At 69.5% G+C, this 17,205-nt stretch carries 13 protein-coding genes, 1 tRNA gene and 1 pseudogene; 6 read left to right on the top strand and 9 right to left on the bottom strand.

Going from position 1 to position 17,205, the window contains the following annotated elements:
• Positions 1-8 precede the first annotated feature (8 nt).
• Positions 9-872, bottom strand: coding sequence for a MurR/RpiR family transcriptional regulator (locus ABT297_RS04625; RefSeq protein ID WP_350544714.1), 864 nt, complete (start codon positions 870-872; stop codon positions 9-11).
• 95 nt (positions 873-967) lie between these two features.
• Here ABT297_RS04625 and ABT297_RS04620 point away from each other — a divergent pair, with 95 nt between their 5' ends.
• Both ABT297_RS04620 and ABT297_RS04615 read left to right on the top strand, forming a co-directional pair.
• Positions 968-1,768: an MOSC domain-containing protein gene (locus ABT297_RS04620; RefSeq protein WP_350544709.1), complete on the top strand. Its 801-nt coding sequence runs from the start codon at positions 968-970 to the stop codon at positions 1,766-1,768.
• A gap of 318 nt (positions 1,769-2,086) precedes the next feature.
• A complete protein-coding gene (locus ABT297_RS04615; RefSeq protein WP_350544707.1) occupies positions 2,087-2,578 on the top strand; it encodes a hypothetical protein in 492 nt (163 codons plus the stop codon).
• On the opposite strand, the gene ABT297_RS04610 is transcribed toward ABT297_RS04615, so the two are convergent.
• The 3 genes from ABT297_RS04610 to ABT297_RS04600 all read right to left on the bottom strand — a co-directional run bounded on the left by ABT297_RS04610 (position 2,575) and on the right by ABT297_RS04600 (position 4,849).
• Positions 2,575-2,727: a hypothetical protein gene (locus ABT297_RS04610; protein ID WP_350544705.1), complete on the bottom strand. Its 153-nt coding sequence runs from the start codon at positions 2,725-2,727 to the stop codon at positions 2,575-2,577. The two genes, ABT297_RS04615 and ABT297_RS04610, sit on opposite strands and share 4 nt — an antisense overlap.
• A gap of 426 nt (positions 2,728-3,153) precedes the next feature.
• Entirely contained in the window at positions 3,154-4,197 is a 1,044-nt protein-coding gene (locus ABT297_RS04605) for a LacI family DNA-binding transcriptional regulator (protein ID WP_350544703.1), read from the bottom strand.
• 505 nt (positions 4,198-4,702) lie between these two features.
• On the bottom strand, positions 4,703-4,849 hold the full coding sequence (locus tag ABT297_RS04600) for a hypothetical protein (protein ID WP_350544701.1): 147 nt from the start codon (positions 4,847-4,849) through the stop codon (positions 4,703-4,705).
• A 214-nt stretch (positions 4,850-5,063) separates the two neighbouring features.
• Between ABT297_RS04600 and ABT297_RS04590 the strand changes: the two genes are divergently transcribed.
• Positions 5,064-8,945, top strand: a complete 3,882-nt coding sequence (locus tag ABT297_RS04590) for a GH92 family glycosyl hydrolase (protein WP_350544699.1) — start codon at positions 5,064-5,066, stop codon at positions 8,943-8,945.
• A gap of 189 nt (positions 8,946-9,134) precedes the next feature.
• Here ABT297_RS04590 and ABT297_RS04585 read toward each other — a convergent pair.
• From ABT297_RS04585 to bcp, 5 genes are all read right to left on the bottom strand, one after another.
• Positions 9,135-9,207: transfer RNA gene (locus ABT297_RS04585), tRNA-Leu, on the bottom strand.
• A 21-nt stretch (positions 9,208-9,228) separates the two neighbouring features.
• The gene (locus ABT297_RS04580; protein ID WP_350544697.1) at positions 9,229-10,071 is read right to left on the bottom strand and encodes a transglutaminase family protein; all 843 of its coding nucleotides are present in this window, start codon (positions 10,069-10,071) and stop codon (positions 9,229-9,231) included.
• Positions 10,068-11,015, bottom strand: coding sequence for an alpha-E domain-containing protein (locus ABT297_RS04575; protein WP_350544695.1), 948 nt, complete (start codon positions 11,013-11,015; stop codon positions 10,068-10,070). The genes ABT297_RS04580 and ABT297_RS04575 overlap by 4 nt, the downstream gene beginning before the upstream one ends.
• An 8-nt stretch (positions 11,016-11,023) precedes the next feature.
• Positions 11,024-12,646, bottom strand: a complete 1,623-nt coding sequence (locus ABT297_RS04570) for a circularly permuted type 2 ATP-grasp protein (protein WP_350544693.1) — start codon at positions 12,644-12,646, stop codon at positions 11,024-11,026.
• Between the two features lie 111 nt (positions 12,647-12,757).
• Positions 12,758-13,231, bottom strand: a complete 474-nt coding sequence (gene bcp / locus ABT297_RS04565) for a thioredoxin-dependent thiol peroxidase (RefSeq protein WP_350544691.1) — start codon at positions 13,229-13,231, stop codon at positions 12,758-12,760.
• Between the two features lie 139 nt (positions 13,232-13,370).
• On the opposite strand from bcp, the gene ABT297_RS04560 reads away from it, so the two are divergent.
• From ABT297_RS04560 to ABT297_RS43110, 3 genes and pseudogenes are all read left to right on the top strand, one after another.
• A complete protein-coding gene (locus ABT297_RS04560) occupies positions 13,371-15,308 on the top strand; it encodes a copper resistance CopC/CopD family protein (RefSeq protein ID WP_350544689.1) in 1,938 nt (645 codons plus the stop codon).
• A gap of 99 nt (positions 15,309-15,407) precedes the next feature.
• Positions 15,408-16,838 (top strand): hypothetical protein, encoded by a 1,431-nt coding sequence (locus tag ABT297_RS04555; protein ID WP_350544687.1) that lies wholly within the window; start codon positions 15,408-15,410, stop codon positions 16,836-16,838.
• 227 nt (positions 16,839-17,065) lie between these two features.
• A pseudogene (locus ABT297_RS43110) lies at positions 17,066-17,205 on the top strand (IS982 family transposase); the annotation flags it as partial.

Genomic DNA, 17,205 nt, shown 5'->3' with positions numbered 1-17,205 from the left:
CTCCTCGGCTAGGGCAGGAATACCTGACGGGTGGCGGCGGAGCGCTCGAACGCCTCGAGTCGCTCCTGAGTCTCGGCAGGCGCGGAGTCGCACATCGCCTGCAACAGGATCGTCACCACGGCCATCGGCGCGGTGTGCAGGTCGAACACCAGCCCTGATCCGACCGGAGCGGGCAGCACCACGTCCGACTCGGCTGCGGCGGGGCTGACCGGCGAGTCCGTAACGGTGACCACGCGAAGCCCGCAGGCCCGCGCCTCGCGCAGCGCGTCGATCGCCTCGCGGGGGTATCGGGGCAGCACAAACGCCAGCATGGCAACTGCGCCGGCCGCGCGTGCCTGTTCCAGGCGATCCGCGAACAGGCTGCCCTGCTCGTGGAGCAACCGGACGTCCGGGTGCACCTTGGCGGCGAAATAGACGAAGGCTCCGGCGAGCGCCCCGGCCGCCCGCATGCCGAGCACCGGCAGTGGGCGGCTCCGCATGAGCAGGCGGCCGGCTTCGTTCAGGGGCTCGGCGTCGCGCAGGGTGTCGGAGAGCCTCCGCAGGTTGGTGATCTCATCGCTGAGCGCCTGCTCGAACTGGCTGACCGGCGCGGTGTCGACAGCATCGTCCATTGTGGACGAACCGTGCCGGTAGCCGTCGATCGTCACCCGCAACTGGTCCCGCAGTGCCGGATAGCCCTCGAACCCCAGCGCCGTGGCGAACCTGGTCACCGAGGGTTGGCTGACGCCGGCGAGGGTGGCCAGGTCGCCGCTGGAGAGGTAGCCGGCCTGACCGGCGTGCTCGACCAGGATGCGCGCGATGCGGCGCTGGACGGGTGTCAGACGTTGCCCGTCGAAGAGGTCGAGGATCCGCTGGCGCGGGGATGGGGTCATGACCTGACTGTAAGTCTGCTTTCAGGGTTGCGTCAACCGCATGGAGTCATTCAGACTGTTGGCAGGAAGGGAGGATGACATGCGACTCTCTGAGGGTGCGGCTGAGCTATTTGGCGACCTATCCGATCAAGAGCTGCTATCGCGTCGAGGCGGAAACCGCGGAAGTGGAGCCATGGGGCCTGGCGGGCGACCGGCGTTGGATCGTCGTCGACGAGGAGGCCAAGCTCATCACGCAGCGGGTCTGGCCGGCGATGGGGAGGATTCGGCCGCACTACGACGATCGCGGCCTCGTGCTCCATGCGCAGGGGGCGGTTCCGCTCCAAGTGCCCTTTCCGTCGGGGGCACCGGCGGAGGTCAGGCATTTTCATCAGTGGATCGCCGCGACGTCTGCGGGGGACGTCGCGGACCAGTGGGTGTCTCAGGTGATCGCTCGGCCGGCTCGGTTGTTCTATCTCGACGATCCGACGCGGCGACCTGTCGACCCGAAGTTCGGCGATCCGGACGACCGTGTGAGCTTCGCCGATGGCTATCCGTTGCTGCTGGCCAACGAGGCATCCCTGCACGCGGTGAACGATTGGCTGGCCGAGGACGGCGACGAGCCGATCGCGATGACACGCTTCAGGCCCAACGTCGTTGTCTCCGGAGCCCCGGCCTGGGCGGAGGACGACTGGATCGGCCGGCGGGTCGTCATCGGCGATGTCGCGTTTCGGGTGCCGAAGCCCTGCAGCCGGTGTGTGCTGACCACCATCGACCCCGAGACGGGTGAGAAGGGCGAGCAGCCGCTTCGGGTGCTCGGCCGGCATCGACGGTTCCCGGGCGGGCTGATGTTCGGCCTCAACCTCATCCCTGACGTGCGCGGGAAGATCGCGATCGGGGACGAGGTCACGGTCCTCTGACGCCTTGACGGCCGCTCTGTCGTAGGCCGTGCCGTGTGGTTGTTGACGGTGTTGCGGAGAGCGGTCTGCGGCGCGTGGTGTCGGGTGTCGGGCTTGTGTTCGTAGATGGTGATCAGCGTGGTTTGGGTTGCCATCGGCCGGCGGGACTGACCGGCATCGGACAGCTGCTGGCTGAGCTGAGTGGGTGGGAGTTCGGGGTGCGTTTGTGGTGGTCAAGGGGGTGAGGGGCGTGGAACGCAGGGGAGTGGGATCGAAGAGTGTGGACCGTCACGCGGCGTGTGGACGTCCAGCAGGTGGGGCTCTGGTAGAACAACGCGCGTGTCGTTTCTGCTTTGGGCCGGGCGGGCCATCGGGTACCGGCGTGCCGGCGCCGGGGTGGGGGCTGCCGTGGTGTGTTTCGTCGCGGGGTCCCTCGGAGCGCCAGGCGAGCCGTTCGAGCATCCCAAACGGCTCGCGCTGACGGTGTTGCTCTTTTTGGCCGGGCTGGCGGCGCTCGTCTGGGCGGGGGCGATGGCGCACGTCAGCGTGCAGATCAGCATGTACAACGTGCGGATTCGGCACGGGTTGCTGCCGATGCCGTCCATCGCGGTGCCGCTGCGCATGGTGCACGACGTGCGCACGGTTGACGTGCGGTCAAGCATCGGGCAGCGGTGGGGGTGGACGTGGGTGCCCGGGCGCGGGCGGGCCGTCATCGTGCGGTCCGGGCCGGCGTTGATGTTCGACTTCGGCGGGCGGCAGTTCACGGTCAGCGTCGACGAGCCGGACGAGGCCATGGCCGCGCTCAACCGGATGCGGCTCTCCGCGCGCTAGACCTTCGCGCGCCGAAAGCCGTGCTCGAGCCACGGCACGAAGATGGTGTTACGGTGCCGGCCGGCCCCGCCGTGGTTACCTCGCTGCTTCGGGTAGCGGGCGCGCACCGCGAGCGCGCCGGGGACCGAGAGCACAGTCCCGTCGATCACTGCCAGTAGCAGGTCCCGCCACCGGACCATCTGTGTGGCGGCCGCAGGCGCAGCAGGTGGAACAACGCGCGGAGCAGGCTGGTCCGAGTCGTTGCCTTGCCTGTCGGGCAGACCGCTCGGCAGTGTTCGGGTCGACCAAGGGCGTCGCGGACGCACCCGCGCCGAGGCACGCAACACCGGTCCTCGCGCCGGATATCGGTTCCGGCATCGACGGCCGGGAACGATCACTGTCACTGTGCCCAAGGCAGGGGCGCGTGCCAGGGAGCGCGGCGTCGTCCGGCCTCCGCGTCGCCACACGATCACGTTCGACACGCCGGCGCGGCCGCCCGACCGGCCGAGAGATCGTTACGGTGCGTGAAGGCTGGTCGAAAGTACGGCAGCGGGTCCGCGGCGAACGCGATCCGGCGCAGCGGTGTCAGGCCATCGTCAGGCCGGGATCGGTGCGCGCCGCTCGCCCGACCCGTGCGAGACGAGGGTCGTGGGCAGTACGACGGTCTCGATCGGCCGGTCCCGGTCCGCGAGCCGGGCCAGGGCCAGCCGGCCCGCCTGCCGCCCCATCTCCTCGGGGTCGTCGGCTACGACCGTCACGCCGAGCACCCTGGCCCATTCGACATTGTCGAAGCCGACGACGGCGGGTAGCGGGTCCGGGGCGCGGTGGACGAGCTCCTCGACGACGCCGAGCAACGCTCTGTTGTTGCCGGCGAAGAAGGCCGTCGGTGGGTCCTGGGTGTCGAGGAGCTCGGCTACGCGCGCACGGGCGGCGGCCACGTCATGCGCGCCGGTCCGCAGCCACCGACGCCAGTCCGTCACCCCGGCCGCCTCGAGCGCGCCGGCCATTCCGGCGAGGCGGTCGCGGTGGGTCGGCAGCCAGTCGTAGTCACCGATGAAGGCGATGCGCCGGTGCCCCGCGGAGAGCAGGTGCAGAGCGGCGGCACGTCCGCCGCCAACATTGTCGAACACCACAGCGTCGGCATCGAGCTGCTGCACCGGGCGGTCGACGAAGATCACCGGCATGCCGCGATCCTGGAGCTCCCGGTAGACCGTGTGGTCAGCCATCGCCGAGGCGACGATCACCGCCTTCGTCTGGCGGTCGGCGAGATTACGCGCCAGCGACCACTCGACCTCGGGCGACTCGCCGGAGTTGGCCACCGTGAGCAGCAGGCCGCCGGTGCGCAGCTCGTCTTCGAGCCCCTTCGCCAGGGCGGGGTAGAACGGGTTGGCCAGGTCGCTCATGATCAGACCGACGGAGTCGAACAACTGCCCGCGGGCGAGCAGGCTCGCCGCGGCGTTGCGCTGGTAGCCGAGCTGCTGGGCCGCGGCGAACACCCGCTCGCGCTTGGTCGCGCTGACGTGGGGCTCGCCTCCCAGCGCCCGGGAGGCAGTCTTCAGACTGACCCCCGCGAGCTCAGCGACATGCGTGAGCGTCGGGCGTCGGGTCGCGTCTGCCTGTTCAGCAGGTTGGTTTGTCACACCACTCATTGTCCTCAGACGGGCCCACTGCATGGGCGAGTGTCAACGCCGCTCAACCAGGCGCTCTGGGCAGCGAGCTGGCAAGGGTGCGTGTTGATCAGGGAGGGAGAGGCCGAGTTCCGGCATAGGGCTTTGTCACTCCAAGACAACCCATACCAGGAACTCCGCTTGGTCGATCAGATTGCCACAACCCGTACGGCGACGGAAGCCACAGGTCGGGTTCGCGTCGGCTCATCCCGTTCGAGATGGCCGATGAGCCAGCGCGTTCGCGGGCTCTGGCGTCGTGCGTACGGCGGCACCGGGTGCTTGCGGCACGCCGACGCGAACGTCGTAGCCGACTACCGGGACGTTCGGCCCCTTGACGGCATTGGCACGGCCTGCCAAGCTTCCTAACCAAACCAATGACAGCGCTGTCATTAGTAAGGGGGGGAAGTCCTCATGGTGCGCGTGCGCCTCAGGGTAGGTCGGTCCGACCGGCCGCGTGCGACCCACTGGCGGCCAGCGGTCACCGGTCCACCCCCGGCCACGCCTCGACGGACCACGTCGGCGGGTGTATCCATTCCCGGCCCGAAATGGTGAAGATCGGGACCTCGCCGTCCTGATCGGGCTCGCGGCCGGCGGCCTTCCAGTCGCCGACCTCTGCGAGAAGCATTGATGATCGTGTAGAGGTGGTCTGGGTCCACCTCTGCAGTCCGTGCAGCTTGGCAATGCCCACAACCCGACTGGTTCGGGGCGGTCGCCAAGCGGCGCTGGCTCAACCGTGGCTGGGTGAACGCCCTGGCGGCGGCGCTCGCGGGTCTCGCCGGCCTGGCGCAGCAGTCAGTGGAACGCCGACACCGAGCCAAGGTGTACGCCCCATCGAGCGGATGGCCCATACCTCGACCGGGGCGACGTCACCGAACCGAGCTAATACCCCGGCTCGGTTTCACAGATCAGGAGACCGGCAACAGATGAAGTTAGTCAGTCCAGCGATAGGCAGACGCGTTCCGCGTCTTGCCATCCCAAGCATCGTGGCGCTCGTCGCCGCCTCGGGATTCGTGGCGGTGCCGTCGGCGATGGCGGCAGAACCCCTCGTCACCGACCCCGCTCAGTACGTCCACACGCTCGCCGGCACGCAGGGCGCCACCAACTCGTTCCCGGGCCCGGCCATGCCCTTCGGCATGGTTCAGTTCTCACCGGACACGGCCAGCGGGGGCAACGTCCAGAGCACCAACGGACCCAGCGGCGCCGGTTACAAGTACAACCAGAACCACATCATCGGGTTCGGCATGACCCACGCCTCGCAGGGCTGCGGCATGGGCGGTGACTTCCCGATCCTTCCCACCAGCTACGACAACCTCACGGCCACGTCGAACACCGCGGCACCGTGGGCCCAGAAGATCTCGCTGAACCGCACCGAATTCCCGGAGACCGGGGAGACGGGCTACTACAAGGCGACCGCCCGCGACACCTCGACCATGAACGGGACGACTGCCGCCGGTCGGTTGATCACCACCGAACTGAGCGCCTCCACCCGTGCCGGTATTGCTCAGTTCACCTTCCCGGCCGACACGCCGGCGCCGAAGGTGTTCCTGCGGACCAACCAGACCGCCTGGTCGACGTCCTCCTTCAACTCGGAGATGACGGTCGACCCGGCGACCGGACTGATCACGGCTCGGGCCCTGGTCGGAAACTTCTGCCGCAAGGGCCAGCAGCACAACCTCTACTACGCGCTGCGTTTCGAGCAGCCGTGGGCCGGCTTCGGCACCTGGGTCAACGGGCAGGCCGCTCAGGCCGGGCGTACGCATGTCTCCACCAACGCGAACACCCAGACCGGTGGCTACTTCACCTTCCCGGACGGGACGCAGGTCATCCGCGCCCGCATGGCGATCTCCTACACCTCGACGGCGAACGCCGTGCTCAACCTGAACACCGAGATGCCCAACACGCGGACGTTCGACGATGTCAGGACGGCCAACCGTGCGGCGTGGAACACCGAGTTGAGCAAGGTCCAGGTCTCCGCGCCGCTTGACGGCCAGTCGGACGACAACCTGCGTACCTTCTACACCCAGCTCTACCATTCGATTACCCACCCGGCCACCCACAGTGACGTCAACGGCGAGTACCTCGGGTTCGAGTCAACGCCGAAGGTTCACAACGTCTCGGAGAGCCCCGGGGCGAACGGGCGGACTCGGCGCCAGTACACGATGATCTCCGACTGGGACACCTATCGCGCCCTGACCCCCTTCCAGGCAGCCATCTGGCCCGACGTCGCCTCCGACCAGGCCCAGTCCCTGGTGAATGCGGCCGAACAGATGGGTTCCTTCCCCAGGTGGGCGGTTGCCAACACCTCGACCAACCAGATGAACGGGGACAGCGTCGCACCGCTGCTGGCGTTCACGTGGCACTTCGGTGCGCGCGACTGGAATGTCGACCGAGCGATCGACATCATGCTCGAGAACTCGATCGGCAGTAAGGCCGGCAAGTTCACCGGCGGCACCAACACCGGCGCCGGTGGCACCAACGGCATGACGAACACCCGCTGGCCCATCATGCAGCGGCCCGGGGCCGACTACTACAACGAGTACAAGTACGCCCCGCAGCTGCGGCCTTTCCAGGCGGACCATGTGGTCACGGGCGCGTCCTACACGCTCGAATACGCGATCGCCGACTTCTCCGTCGCCGAGCTCGCCCAGGCCAGGGGCCGCACCGCCACCGCCAAGCAGTTCTACGAGCGGGCCCAGTGGTGGCAGAACCTGTGGAACCCGACGGCGGACGGCATCCAGCCGCGCGACGTCAACGGCCGCTACCCCGAGTCCGACCCGCGCCTGCAGTACCCGGCCTCGTTCGGTTACCGCGGTAACGTCTACGACCTCGGCCAGCAGGGCTTCGAGGAGGGTAACGCCGAGCAGTACCTGTGGATGGTGCCGCACAACCTCGCCGGCCTGATCACCGCCATGGGCGGTAAGGAGGCCGCGACCGAGCGGCTCGACAAGTTCCTGTCGACCGGCCTGGTCCGCGGTGCCGGTGCCAACGTGCCCTACATGAACCTCGACAACGAGCCGAACTTCGGTGTGCCGTGGGTCTACAACTACCTGGGCCGCCCCGACAAGACGTCCGAAGTGGTCGACAAGATCACGGGGACCCTGTTCGGCTACAAGCCGGCGGGTTCCGAGCCCGGCAACGACGACCTCGGTGCCCTCGCCAACCTGTACGTCTGGTCGGCGCTGGGTATGTACCCCGAGACCTCTGGCGCCTCGGCCGTGAACTTCAACACCCCGCTTTTCGACAAGTCGATCATCAAGCTCGGCAACGGTCGCACGCTGACCATCAACGCCCCCGGCGCTCAGTCGGGCAAGCGGTACATCAACAACGTCAAGATCAACGGCGCGTCGTCGACCAAGTCGTGGTTCGACTGGAAGACCGTTTCCAAGGACACCACGATCGACTTCACCGTCGCTACCACGCCCAACGCTTGGGGCACCGGTAACTCCGACGTCCCGCCGTCGTGGCAGGAGAGCTCCAAGCCCGTCTCGCTCAACGTCAACACCGTCGGCTCGCCGACGTTCGGCGCCGTCGAGCTGCAGCCTGGCGCAACAGGCACCGCCCAGGTCGACATCCAGCGCATCGGCTCGAAGGCCCAGGCGCTCCACGTCGCCGTCACCACCTCGAACCCGGGCATCGTCGTCGCTTCAGTTCCTACCCAGCACTTCGACGCTCAGGGCCGCGTCAGCGTTCCCCTGTCCATCACGGTCGCTCCCCACGTGCCTTCGGGCTACTACGAGGCGACCGTGACCGTCACCTCGAACGGATCGTCGACCTCTGAGAAGGCCATTCTCCGGGTCGTCAAGCCAGGGTCGCTCGAGGCCAGCAAGACCGTCACGGGCACCGCCCTCTATGACGCCCTCAAGGGCTCGTTCGACGGCGGCAGCGGCATTACGTGGTCCGGTAGCAACGGCACCAACATGGGAAACAACACCACCACCAACACCTACGACCGCAAGGAGCTCGCCGCCGTGGGTCTCGCCCCCGGCGCGGTCAAGCACTTCACCGCCAGTGGCGTGCCTCTGTCCGTCGTGTGGCCCAACGCGCCCGTCGGGTACGCCGAGGCCTACCAGCCGGCCGCGAACCAGACCATCCAGCTCGAGCGTCCCACCTCGGCGTTCTCGCTCGTTGGCGCGGCCTACACCGGGAACACGACCGTCCAGGCGACGCTGCAGATCACGGACGGCACCAATGTCGCCGAGGCCACCTACCCCGTGGCCTTCTCGAACTGGGTCCTGCCGTCGACGACCGGCGACGTTCGCAACGGGACGCTGCAGCCGCAGTACGACAACAGCGTCGTCGCGTGGACGCCGCACCGCCTCGCCGTCGAGACGGCCAACGACGCGGGCGCGTACATCTTCGCGACCAAGCCGTACGTCGCTCCCGCGGGTTGGAAGGTCACCTCGATCACGTTCCCGACGGCCGCCACCGGCCAGCGGATCTTCGCGGTCGCAGGCGACGCCCCGGCCGTGCAGCTGGGGGCCAGCGAGGCCAACGCCGGTGACGTGGTCGCTGTGACCGGGTCCGGCTTCGTCGCCGGCGAGCCGGTGACGGTCTCGCTCGACAAGTCGAACGTCGTGCTCGTGGCGAATGCGTTCGGCGCCATCTCCGGCAACATCTCGGTTCCCCGGTCGCTGAAGTCGGGGACCTACCAGGTGTCGGCCTCGGTGGCTTCACTGCCGGGCGGGGCTGTTCAGGCCCCGGCTCTCGTCGTGCGCAAGTAGGCAAGGCGTATGACCAGAAGGGACGGACGTGTGGTCAGGTGCCTGGTGATCCGAAGGGTCCCTGGAAGCTGATCGGGTAGCCGTCCCGGCGGGGTGGTTCGTCCTACCGGACGAACCACCCCGAGCCGGCACGCCGCGACAGCGTCGTAACGTGCCGAAACAAGCAACGGCGTGATGAGTCCAATCCTGTGGGGCCGGTGAGAGTCGAACTCACACTGGCACGGACCTAAACCGTGTGCCTCTGCCATTGGGCTACGGCCCCTGTAACCGAGAGACACAATACTCAGGCCAGCCGCGTGATCTCCACCGTGACGCCGAGGTGTTCGCTCGGCGCGCCGTGGTACACCCCACGCAGCGGCGCAACGTCGTCGTAGTCGCGGCCGCGGGCGACGATCACGTGCCGTGGGCCGACGGGCACGCCGTTGGTGGGATCGAATCCTGTCCAGTCGCCGCACCACCACTCGACCCAGGCGTGGCTCTGGCCGGCGACGGTCTCGCCCACCTCGGCCTCAACCTTCGGGTGGAGATATCCGGAGACGTACCGCGCGGGCACCCCTCTGGCACGCAGTAGCCCGACGGTCAGGTGCGCGATGTCCTGGCAGACGCCCTTGCGCAGGTCCCACGCCTCCTGGGCGCTGGTCTGCACGCCGGTCGAGCCGGGCACGTACGCGACCTCGGAGCGCACCCAGTGCGACACCGCCTCGGCGGCTTCGGCCGGCCTGTGGCCGCTGACCGCGGCCCAGACCTCCTCGACGAGGGCCGGGCCGACGTCGGTCAGCCGGCTCTTGCCGAGGAACTCCGCGTGCGTGTCGAGCACGGCGTCGGTGCCGAGGTCCGCCCAGCCGAGCGAAGTATGCGGCGCCGGCGGCGGGGAGACCTCGACCAGGCTGCTGGAGACGACCCGCAGTTGCTGATGGGGGCGGTGCAGGTCGAACGCGGTGACCTGGGTGGCCCAGTAGTCGTGGTAGCGGTACGTCGTCGCCCCGGGAGTGACCTCGACCTGGCTGAACAGGGTGGTCTGCCACGGCAGGGTCATCGGCGTGAGCCGGGCCTCGTTGTAGGAGGCCGAGACGGTACCCGCGTACTTGTAACCGGTGACGTGCCGGATCTTGAGACGCCAGTTCATGACACACCCCAAGCGACGGTGCCCCACGTGACGGGCGTGGACTGCGGGAAGTAACGGGCGGTGATCGCCGCGCTCGCGGTCGAGCAGGTCTGCTGCAGCGCGCGCAGGTGGTTCGGCAGCTCCGACAGCAGCGTGGTGGTGTCGGCGTACTCCAGGCGGGTCCGGATCTGCCCGACGGGCCGGCGGGCGGCGTCGGTCACGCCGGCGCGCTCGATCGTGGGCGCCAGGTCGACGAGGCACTGCTCGGCCGTACCGAGGGCGTGCAGCGCCGATCGCGGGAACAGGCGGTCCAGCAGCAGGAACTCGGTGACCCGCTGCGGATCGAACGTGCCGCCATGGGTACGCAGGAACGCCTCGTCGGCGCCGCAGGAGCGCAGCACGGTGCGCCACCCGGTGACCTCGTCCGGCGTGTTGGACTGGATCGACAGCAGTCGCGCGGTCATGTCGACTCGCTCCAGGCTGCGCCCGAGGACCAGGAAGCGCCACCCCTCGTCGCGGCTCATCGTGGACTCGGCGAGGCCGGCGAGCACCGCCGCCCGCTCGCGGACGTAGCTGAGGAACACGGTCGGCCCGAGGCGCTCGGCGGCGACCCTGCGGGAGGCGAGCGTGTGCCAGGTGACGTTGAGGCACTCCCACATCTCGCTGGAGATCGTCTCGCGCACGCCACGGGCGTTGTCGCGGGCGGCCACGACCGCGCCGGAGATGGCGCTGGGGTCCTCCGCGTCGAACGCGAGCAGCTCCAGCACGTCACCGGTGGACAGGCGTCGGTCCTGCGGGGCGGGCGTGCCGAGGATCGACATGAGGCTGCGGCACGCCGCGTCCTCGTCGGCCCACGGGTCCTCCAGCAGCCGGCCGAGGAACGCGTCGAGGATGCGGGCGGTGTCGTCGGCCCGCTCGACGTAGCGGCCGATCCAGAACAGCGACTCCGCGATGCGACTGAGCATCAGCACTCCTACTGCTGTTGTCCGGCCATCTGTGCGGCCGCTGGGCCGCTGTCACGAGGGCTGCCGCCCGAGTCCCGGAGCTCGGCCATGTCGGCCCTGGCGTGGGGACTCGGGGCACCTTGCCCGGGTCGACCAGCGCGAAGCTTCATCAAGCCGAATTGGGCGGAGGGCGCGGGCTCGCCGGGGTGGGCCAGCACCCAGGTGTCCTTGGAGCCGCCGCCCTGGCTGGAGTTGACGACGAGGGCGCCCTCCGGCAGCGCGACCCGGGTCAGGCCGCCGGGCAGCAGCCAGATCTCGTTGCCGTCGTTGACGGCGAACGGTCGCAGGTCGATGTGGCGGGGCGCCACCCGGTCGCCCAGCAGCGTCGGCGACGTGGACAGCGCGACCGGGCGCTGTGCGATCCAGCCGCGCGGGTCCTTCTCGACCGCTCGCCGCAGCCCGGCCAGCGTCTCCTCGGAGGCCTGCGGGCCGATGACGATGCCCTTGCCGCCGGCGCCGTCGACCGGTTTGAGCACCAGCTGGTCGAGCCGGCCCAGCACGTCGTGCAGAACGTCCGGGTCGCGGTCGTCGAGCCGGTACGTCTCGACGTTGTCGATCAGTGGCTCCTCTGACAGGTAGTAGCGGATCAGGTCCGGCACGTAGGTGTAGAGGAGCTTGTCGTCGGCGACCCCGTTGCCGACCGCGTTGGCTAGCGTGACCTGCCCGGCGCGGGCCGCATTGACGATCCCTGGGCAGCCGATGACCGAGTCGGGGCGGAAGTGCAGCGGGTCGATGAACTCGTCGTCGACCCGTCGGTACACCACGTGCACCGGACGCTCGCCCTGCGTGGTGCGCATGCGTACGCGGTTGCCGCTGCACACCAGGTCGCGGCCCTCGACGAGCTCGACGCCCATGAGGCGGGCCAGCAGCGCGTGCTCGAAGTACGCCGCGTTGTAGACGCCCGGGGTGAGCACCACAACGGTCGGGTCGTCGACGCTTTCCGGGGCCGCCGCCCGCAGCGCCGCGAGGAGCCGGGCCGGGTAGTCGTCGACCGGCCGGACGCGCGCCTCCGCGAACAGTGCCGGCATGGTGTGGGTCAGGGCGCGGCGGTTCTCGATGACGTACGACACCCCGGACGGGATGCGCAGGTTGTCCTCGAGGACCCGGAAGCGGCCCTCCTCGTCGCGGACGAGGTCGACGCCGCTGATGTGGACCCGCACGCCGTTGGGCGGTGCGATCCCGTGTGCCTGGCGGTGGAAGTGCGCGCTGGTGGTGATGAGCTTGCGGGGCACCACGCCGTCGACGAACACGCGGCCGGCGCCGTAGATGTCGGCGAGGAACGCCTCGAGGGCCTTAACCCGCTGCTGAACGGCGGTCGTCAGCAGATCCCACTCGGTGGCGTCGAGGATGCGGGGGATGAGGTCGAGCGGGAATGGGCGCTCCTCGCCCGCGTAGGCGAAGGTGACCCCACGGTCGGTGAAGACGCGGGCCAGCTGGTCGGCCCGGAACCGGAGGTCGGCCGGGGCCAGTGGCTGGAGCGCGGCGAACAGCGAACGATAGGGCGATCGCGGCTGGCCGGGGCGTTCGAACATCTCGTCCCACGCTTCGAACATGGCCCCGGACATCAGGTAATCATCGAAGATGTCCGCCATGACGAGAGCCTAGGTACGAACCGTTTCGACCGGATTACCGATGTGTTTTGGTGCGCGATCTCGTGCTGACCTCGGCATACGCTCCCGAATTCGGCCCAGGGGCGCCACCGCTCAGTCCAGGCCGAGATCCTTGCGAAGCTTTGCCACGTGCCCGGTCGCCCGCACGTTGTAAAGAGCCCGCTCGATGGTCCCCTTCTCGTCGATGACGAAGGTGGAGCGGATCACGCCGAGCACCGTGCGGCCATAGTTCTGCTTCTCGCCGTAGGCACCGTATGCGCGCAGCACCGAGCGGTCGGGGTCGGAGACGAGCGGAAACGTGATCGCGTCGCGCTCGCGGAACTGGGCCAGCTTCGCGGGGGAGTCCGGCGAGATGCCGACGACCTCGTAGCCGGCCGCCTGCAGCGAGGCGAGGTTGTCACGGAAGTCGCACGCCTGCTTGGTGCAACCCGGCGTCATCGCGGCGGGGTAGGCGTAGAGGACGACCTTGCGACCGCGAAGGTCGGCGAGCGACAGGGGCTCGTCCCGGTCCGTCTGCAGCGTGAACTCGGGGGCGGTGTCGCCCGGCTCGAGGCGAGTCGTCGTCATGACTGGACTCTATCGCGTGAGGGTCGAGCCCGAGGGGACGCATAGCTACGCGTAAGCGTATAACTACTTATAGTTACTGGGAACTTTGGGTGGCCGACCCGCGACCACCCTGGAATGACGGTCGCGAAATCATGACGGCATGACCCGACGCAGATGGTCCGTACCGCTGGCGATGCTCCTCGGTGCCCTGGCCATCCTGGTGCTGCCCAGCGCGCCCGCCAGCGCGCATGCCACCCTCGAGCGGACGGCGCCCGTCGCCGGCACGGTCCTCGACCGGCTGCCCGGCGAGGTCACGCTGACCTTCAGCGAGCCGGTGCGTCTCGTCACGGACAAGATCCGGATCATCGGCCCGGACGGTAACCGGGCCGACACCGGCAAGCCCGCCGTGCGCGACACGGAGCTGGTCATCCCGCTGAAGCCGAGCGGCCCCAAGGGCACCTATCTGGTCAGCTACCGGGCCATCTCGGCCGATAGCCACCCCATCAGCGGCGGCTTCAGCTTCTCCTACGGCCAGGTCTCCGCGACCCCGAACATCGGCGACGCCGGCTCCTCGGTCCAGACCGACGCCGTGGTCAAGAACGCCATGTCGGTCGCGCGCTTCCTCGGCTACGCCGGTCTGGTGCTGCTCGTCGGCCCGTCGCTGATTCTGTTCGCCCTCTGGCCGCGCCGGCTCTCCGCCCGCGATCCGGGCCGGCTGGCGCAGACGGGCGCCGGACTGCTCGCGTTGAGCACGATCCTGGAGTTGTACCTCCAGATCCCCTACACCGCCGGGACGACGCTCTTCGACGTCACCGGCGCGGCGACCCGCGAGATGCTCGGCACCCCGTTCGGCGCGGCGCACCTCGTGCGGCTCGGCGTGGTCCTCGCCACCGCGGTGCTGCTGCGCCCGGTGATCGCGGGACGCGCGGGCAAGGTCGACCAGACACTGATGATCATCCTCGGCCTGATCGGGCTGGCCACCTGGCCGATCTCGGGGCACCCGAGCGCGTCGCCGGTTCCGACCCTGACCGTGGTCGCCGCCGTCGCCCACCTCGCGGCCATGTCGATCTGGCTGGGCGGACTGGTCATGCTGTTCGGGTTCCTGCTGCGCCGCGCGAACACGCGGGAGCTCACCGCGATCGTCCCGGTCTGGTCCGGATGGGCGCTGTTCGCGGTCACGGTGCTGGTGCTGGCGGGCACCGCGCAGGCGCTCGTGGAGATCGGCACGATCGACGCGCTCACGGGCACGTTGTACGGCAAGTTGGTGATCGCCAAGGTGGCGCTGCTCACCGTCGTGGTGTCCGTGGCCGCGTATTCCAGCAGCCTGACGAAGCGCCGCTTCGCACCGATCCCGGTTGCGACCGGCGTCGGCGACATTTCGGAAATGTCCGGAAGGGCGGCAGCCGACACCGAGACGCCGGGTGGCGCCGAAGCGCTGGGAGGCGCCGGAGCGCTGGAACCCGCCAAGGCGCCGGAACGCGGAGCGCTCGAGGGCGACCGTGGGCTCGAGGACGACGGCGGGCTTGGCGGCGCCGAAGCGCTGAAGCGCAGAACGACCGAGGACGGCGGAGAGCCGGAGGGCGACGGAGCGGCGGAACAGGGCGAAGAGGAGGCCGGCCGGCGTGCCGAGGTGGATCTACCCAAGGAGCACGCCCGGAAGCGACTGCGCACCGCGGTCCTGATCGAGGTCGCCATCGCCGTCGTCGTCCTGGCGCTCACCTCCGTGCTGGTGCAGACCACCCCGGCGCGCAGCGGGCAGGGCGTCCCGGCCGGGCCGTTCGACAGCACCGTCTCGACGAGCCTGCTCAAGCTCCAGGTCGACATCTCGCCGGCCACGGTCGGGCAGAACTCCATTCACCTGTACGCCTTCAAGCCCGACGGCTCCGGACCCCAGGCGGTGGTCGAGTGGAAGGCGACCGCGGCCCTGCCGGCCAAGGGCATCGAGCCCCTCATCGTGCCGACCCTCGCGATCTCCGAAGACCACGCGCTGGGGCAGGTCTCGCTCGTCTCGGCGGGCACGTGGGAGTTCAAGTTCACGGCCCGCGTCGACGATCTCAACCAGACCACGGTCACGGTGCAGGTACCCGTCAGGCCCTGAACGATCCCGCTCGGTGGTTTTCGACAATAACGGGCATTCTGTGACCGATTTGCCGGTAATGTCGGCCTCGTAACGCCGGGGGGAAGAGGGGCCGCTGCCATGGTCGTGCGTCTGGTTCGGGCGGGTGTCGGCGCGCTGCTGCTGCTCATCGCGGTACTGCTGGCCCTCGCCGGTGGCGGACTGCTGCTGGCCATGGAGCATCGCGCCGCCGACGACACGTTCACGGCACGACTGGAGCGGCTCCGCACGGACGGCAGCGCCGTGGTCGTGCCCGACGTCGACGCGCTGCTGCGAGCCGACGCGCCGTTCGCGCGGGGTGGGCAGACCACGCTCAGTCTGTCGGCGGTTGGCTCCGGCGGCCCGCTCTTCCTCGGCCTCGCCCCGTACGCGGACGTCGAGCGGTACCTCGACGGGCTCGCCCAGTCGCGCCTCACCCAGGTCCGGCTGGCCCGCGGCCCGCTGCCCGTTGAACTGGTCGCCCAGCCCGCCCGGCCGGCCCCGACCGACGGCGCCCCGGCCGCGGCGGAACCGGTCGACGCCCCGACCGCCGAGAGCCCAGCCGGCGACGCGTCCGGCGCGAGGGCCCCTCTGCCCGCGCCCGGCAGCCAGCGCTTCTGGCTCACGCGCAGCGAGCCGGGCGCCGAGCAGGACAGCGGGCCTGGCGGCGAACAGGACAGCGAGCAGCAGAGTGAGCAGAAGGCCAGCGAGCACGAGGCGGGCGCCGCGGAGCTGACCTGGTCCCCGTCCGCCCTGCGCGGCCGGCACCTGGCCCTGGTCATCATGCGTGCCGACGGTACCGCCGGCATCGACGCCATGGTCACCGCGCGCCTGGCGCCGGCGTGGCTCGGCCCGACCGCCGGCGGCCTGACGATGCTCGGCGCCGCGCTGTTCCTCCTTGCGCTGTTCACCCTGGCCTGGCCACCGGCCCGCGTCCGCGAGCCGCACGCGCGGCCGACCCTCCCCGCCCAGCCGACGCCGGAGACCCGCGACGAGCCGGACGGGGCCCCGGAGCCCGAGTCCGAGGGGGCGAAGGCAGACGAGGTCGCGGCCGAGGCGTCCGGAATCGAGACTCCGGCCGACGATCCGCAGGCGACACCCAGCGAATCCGTCCTGGCGACGCTCGCCGATGTCCTGGCCGAGGCGGACGCCGAGACGACGGCGGAGGCCAAGACGAACGCCGAGACGACGGCGGAGGCCGAGGCGGCGGAGGCCGAGACGACGACGGCGGCAGAGACGACGACGGCGGAGGCCGATTCCGGGGCCGGCGCGCCGGGTCCGAAAGCCGACACCGTGACAATCGAGCCGAAGGCGCCCGTCCTGCTCACCGAGAGCGAGCTCGACCGGCCCGCGCCGAGGGACGTCGAGCTCGACGGGGACAGCCCGATCGAGCTGCCCCCGCTGCCTGCCATGCCGGCCATCGAGCTGCAGTTCACCTGGGCGCCGGTCGCGCTGAGCGAGCCCGCCGGTGACGCCGCGCGTGGGCGGGGGCAGCGCCGCGACACGGCCGGATCGGGCACGGCGGCGCGCTGAGGACGGCGTCCTGGGCGCGTGAGCCGGGCCACAGTGTCAATGTGGTGTTGGTAACGACAACGCGCAGTACTGGCGGTTGCGCCGATCGAGGAGTGAGAAGTCGACCAGATGAACACTAGATGATTGATGCCTTGAAGATTCGGGCGTGTGTCGCTGCTGGGTAGATGCGGGGAGGGTGTCCAAGATCGGCGTTGCTGACCCAGCCGCCGAACTCTTGGAGCCCGTCGTTGGACGCTGATCTGGACACCCTCGTGACCGCACTGTACGTGGAGATCGACGACCTGATCGAGCGGCCCCGCGGCCGGGGCCGCCGCCCCCTGCTCACGCACGCTGAACTGCTGTGCCTGGCAGTGATGCAGGTGCTGCT

This window comes from Dactylosporangium sp. NPDC000555, from assembly GCF_040300025.1.
In the GTDB taxonomy this organism is placed as follows: Bacteria; Actinomycetota; Actinomycetes; order Mycobacteriales; family Micromonosporaceae; genus Dactylosporangium.
Note: the sequence above shows the minus strand (reverse complement) of the source record. Positions and strands in the feature narration are given on the sequence as shown.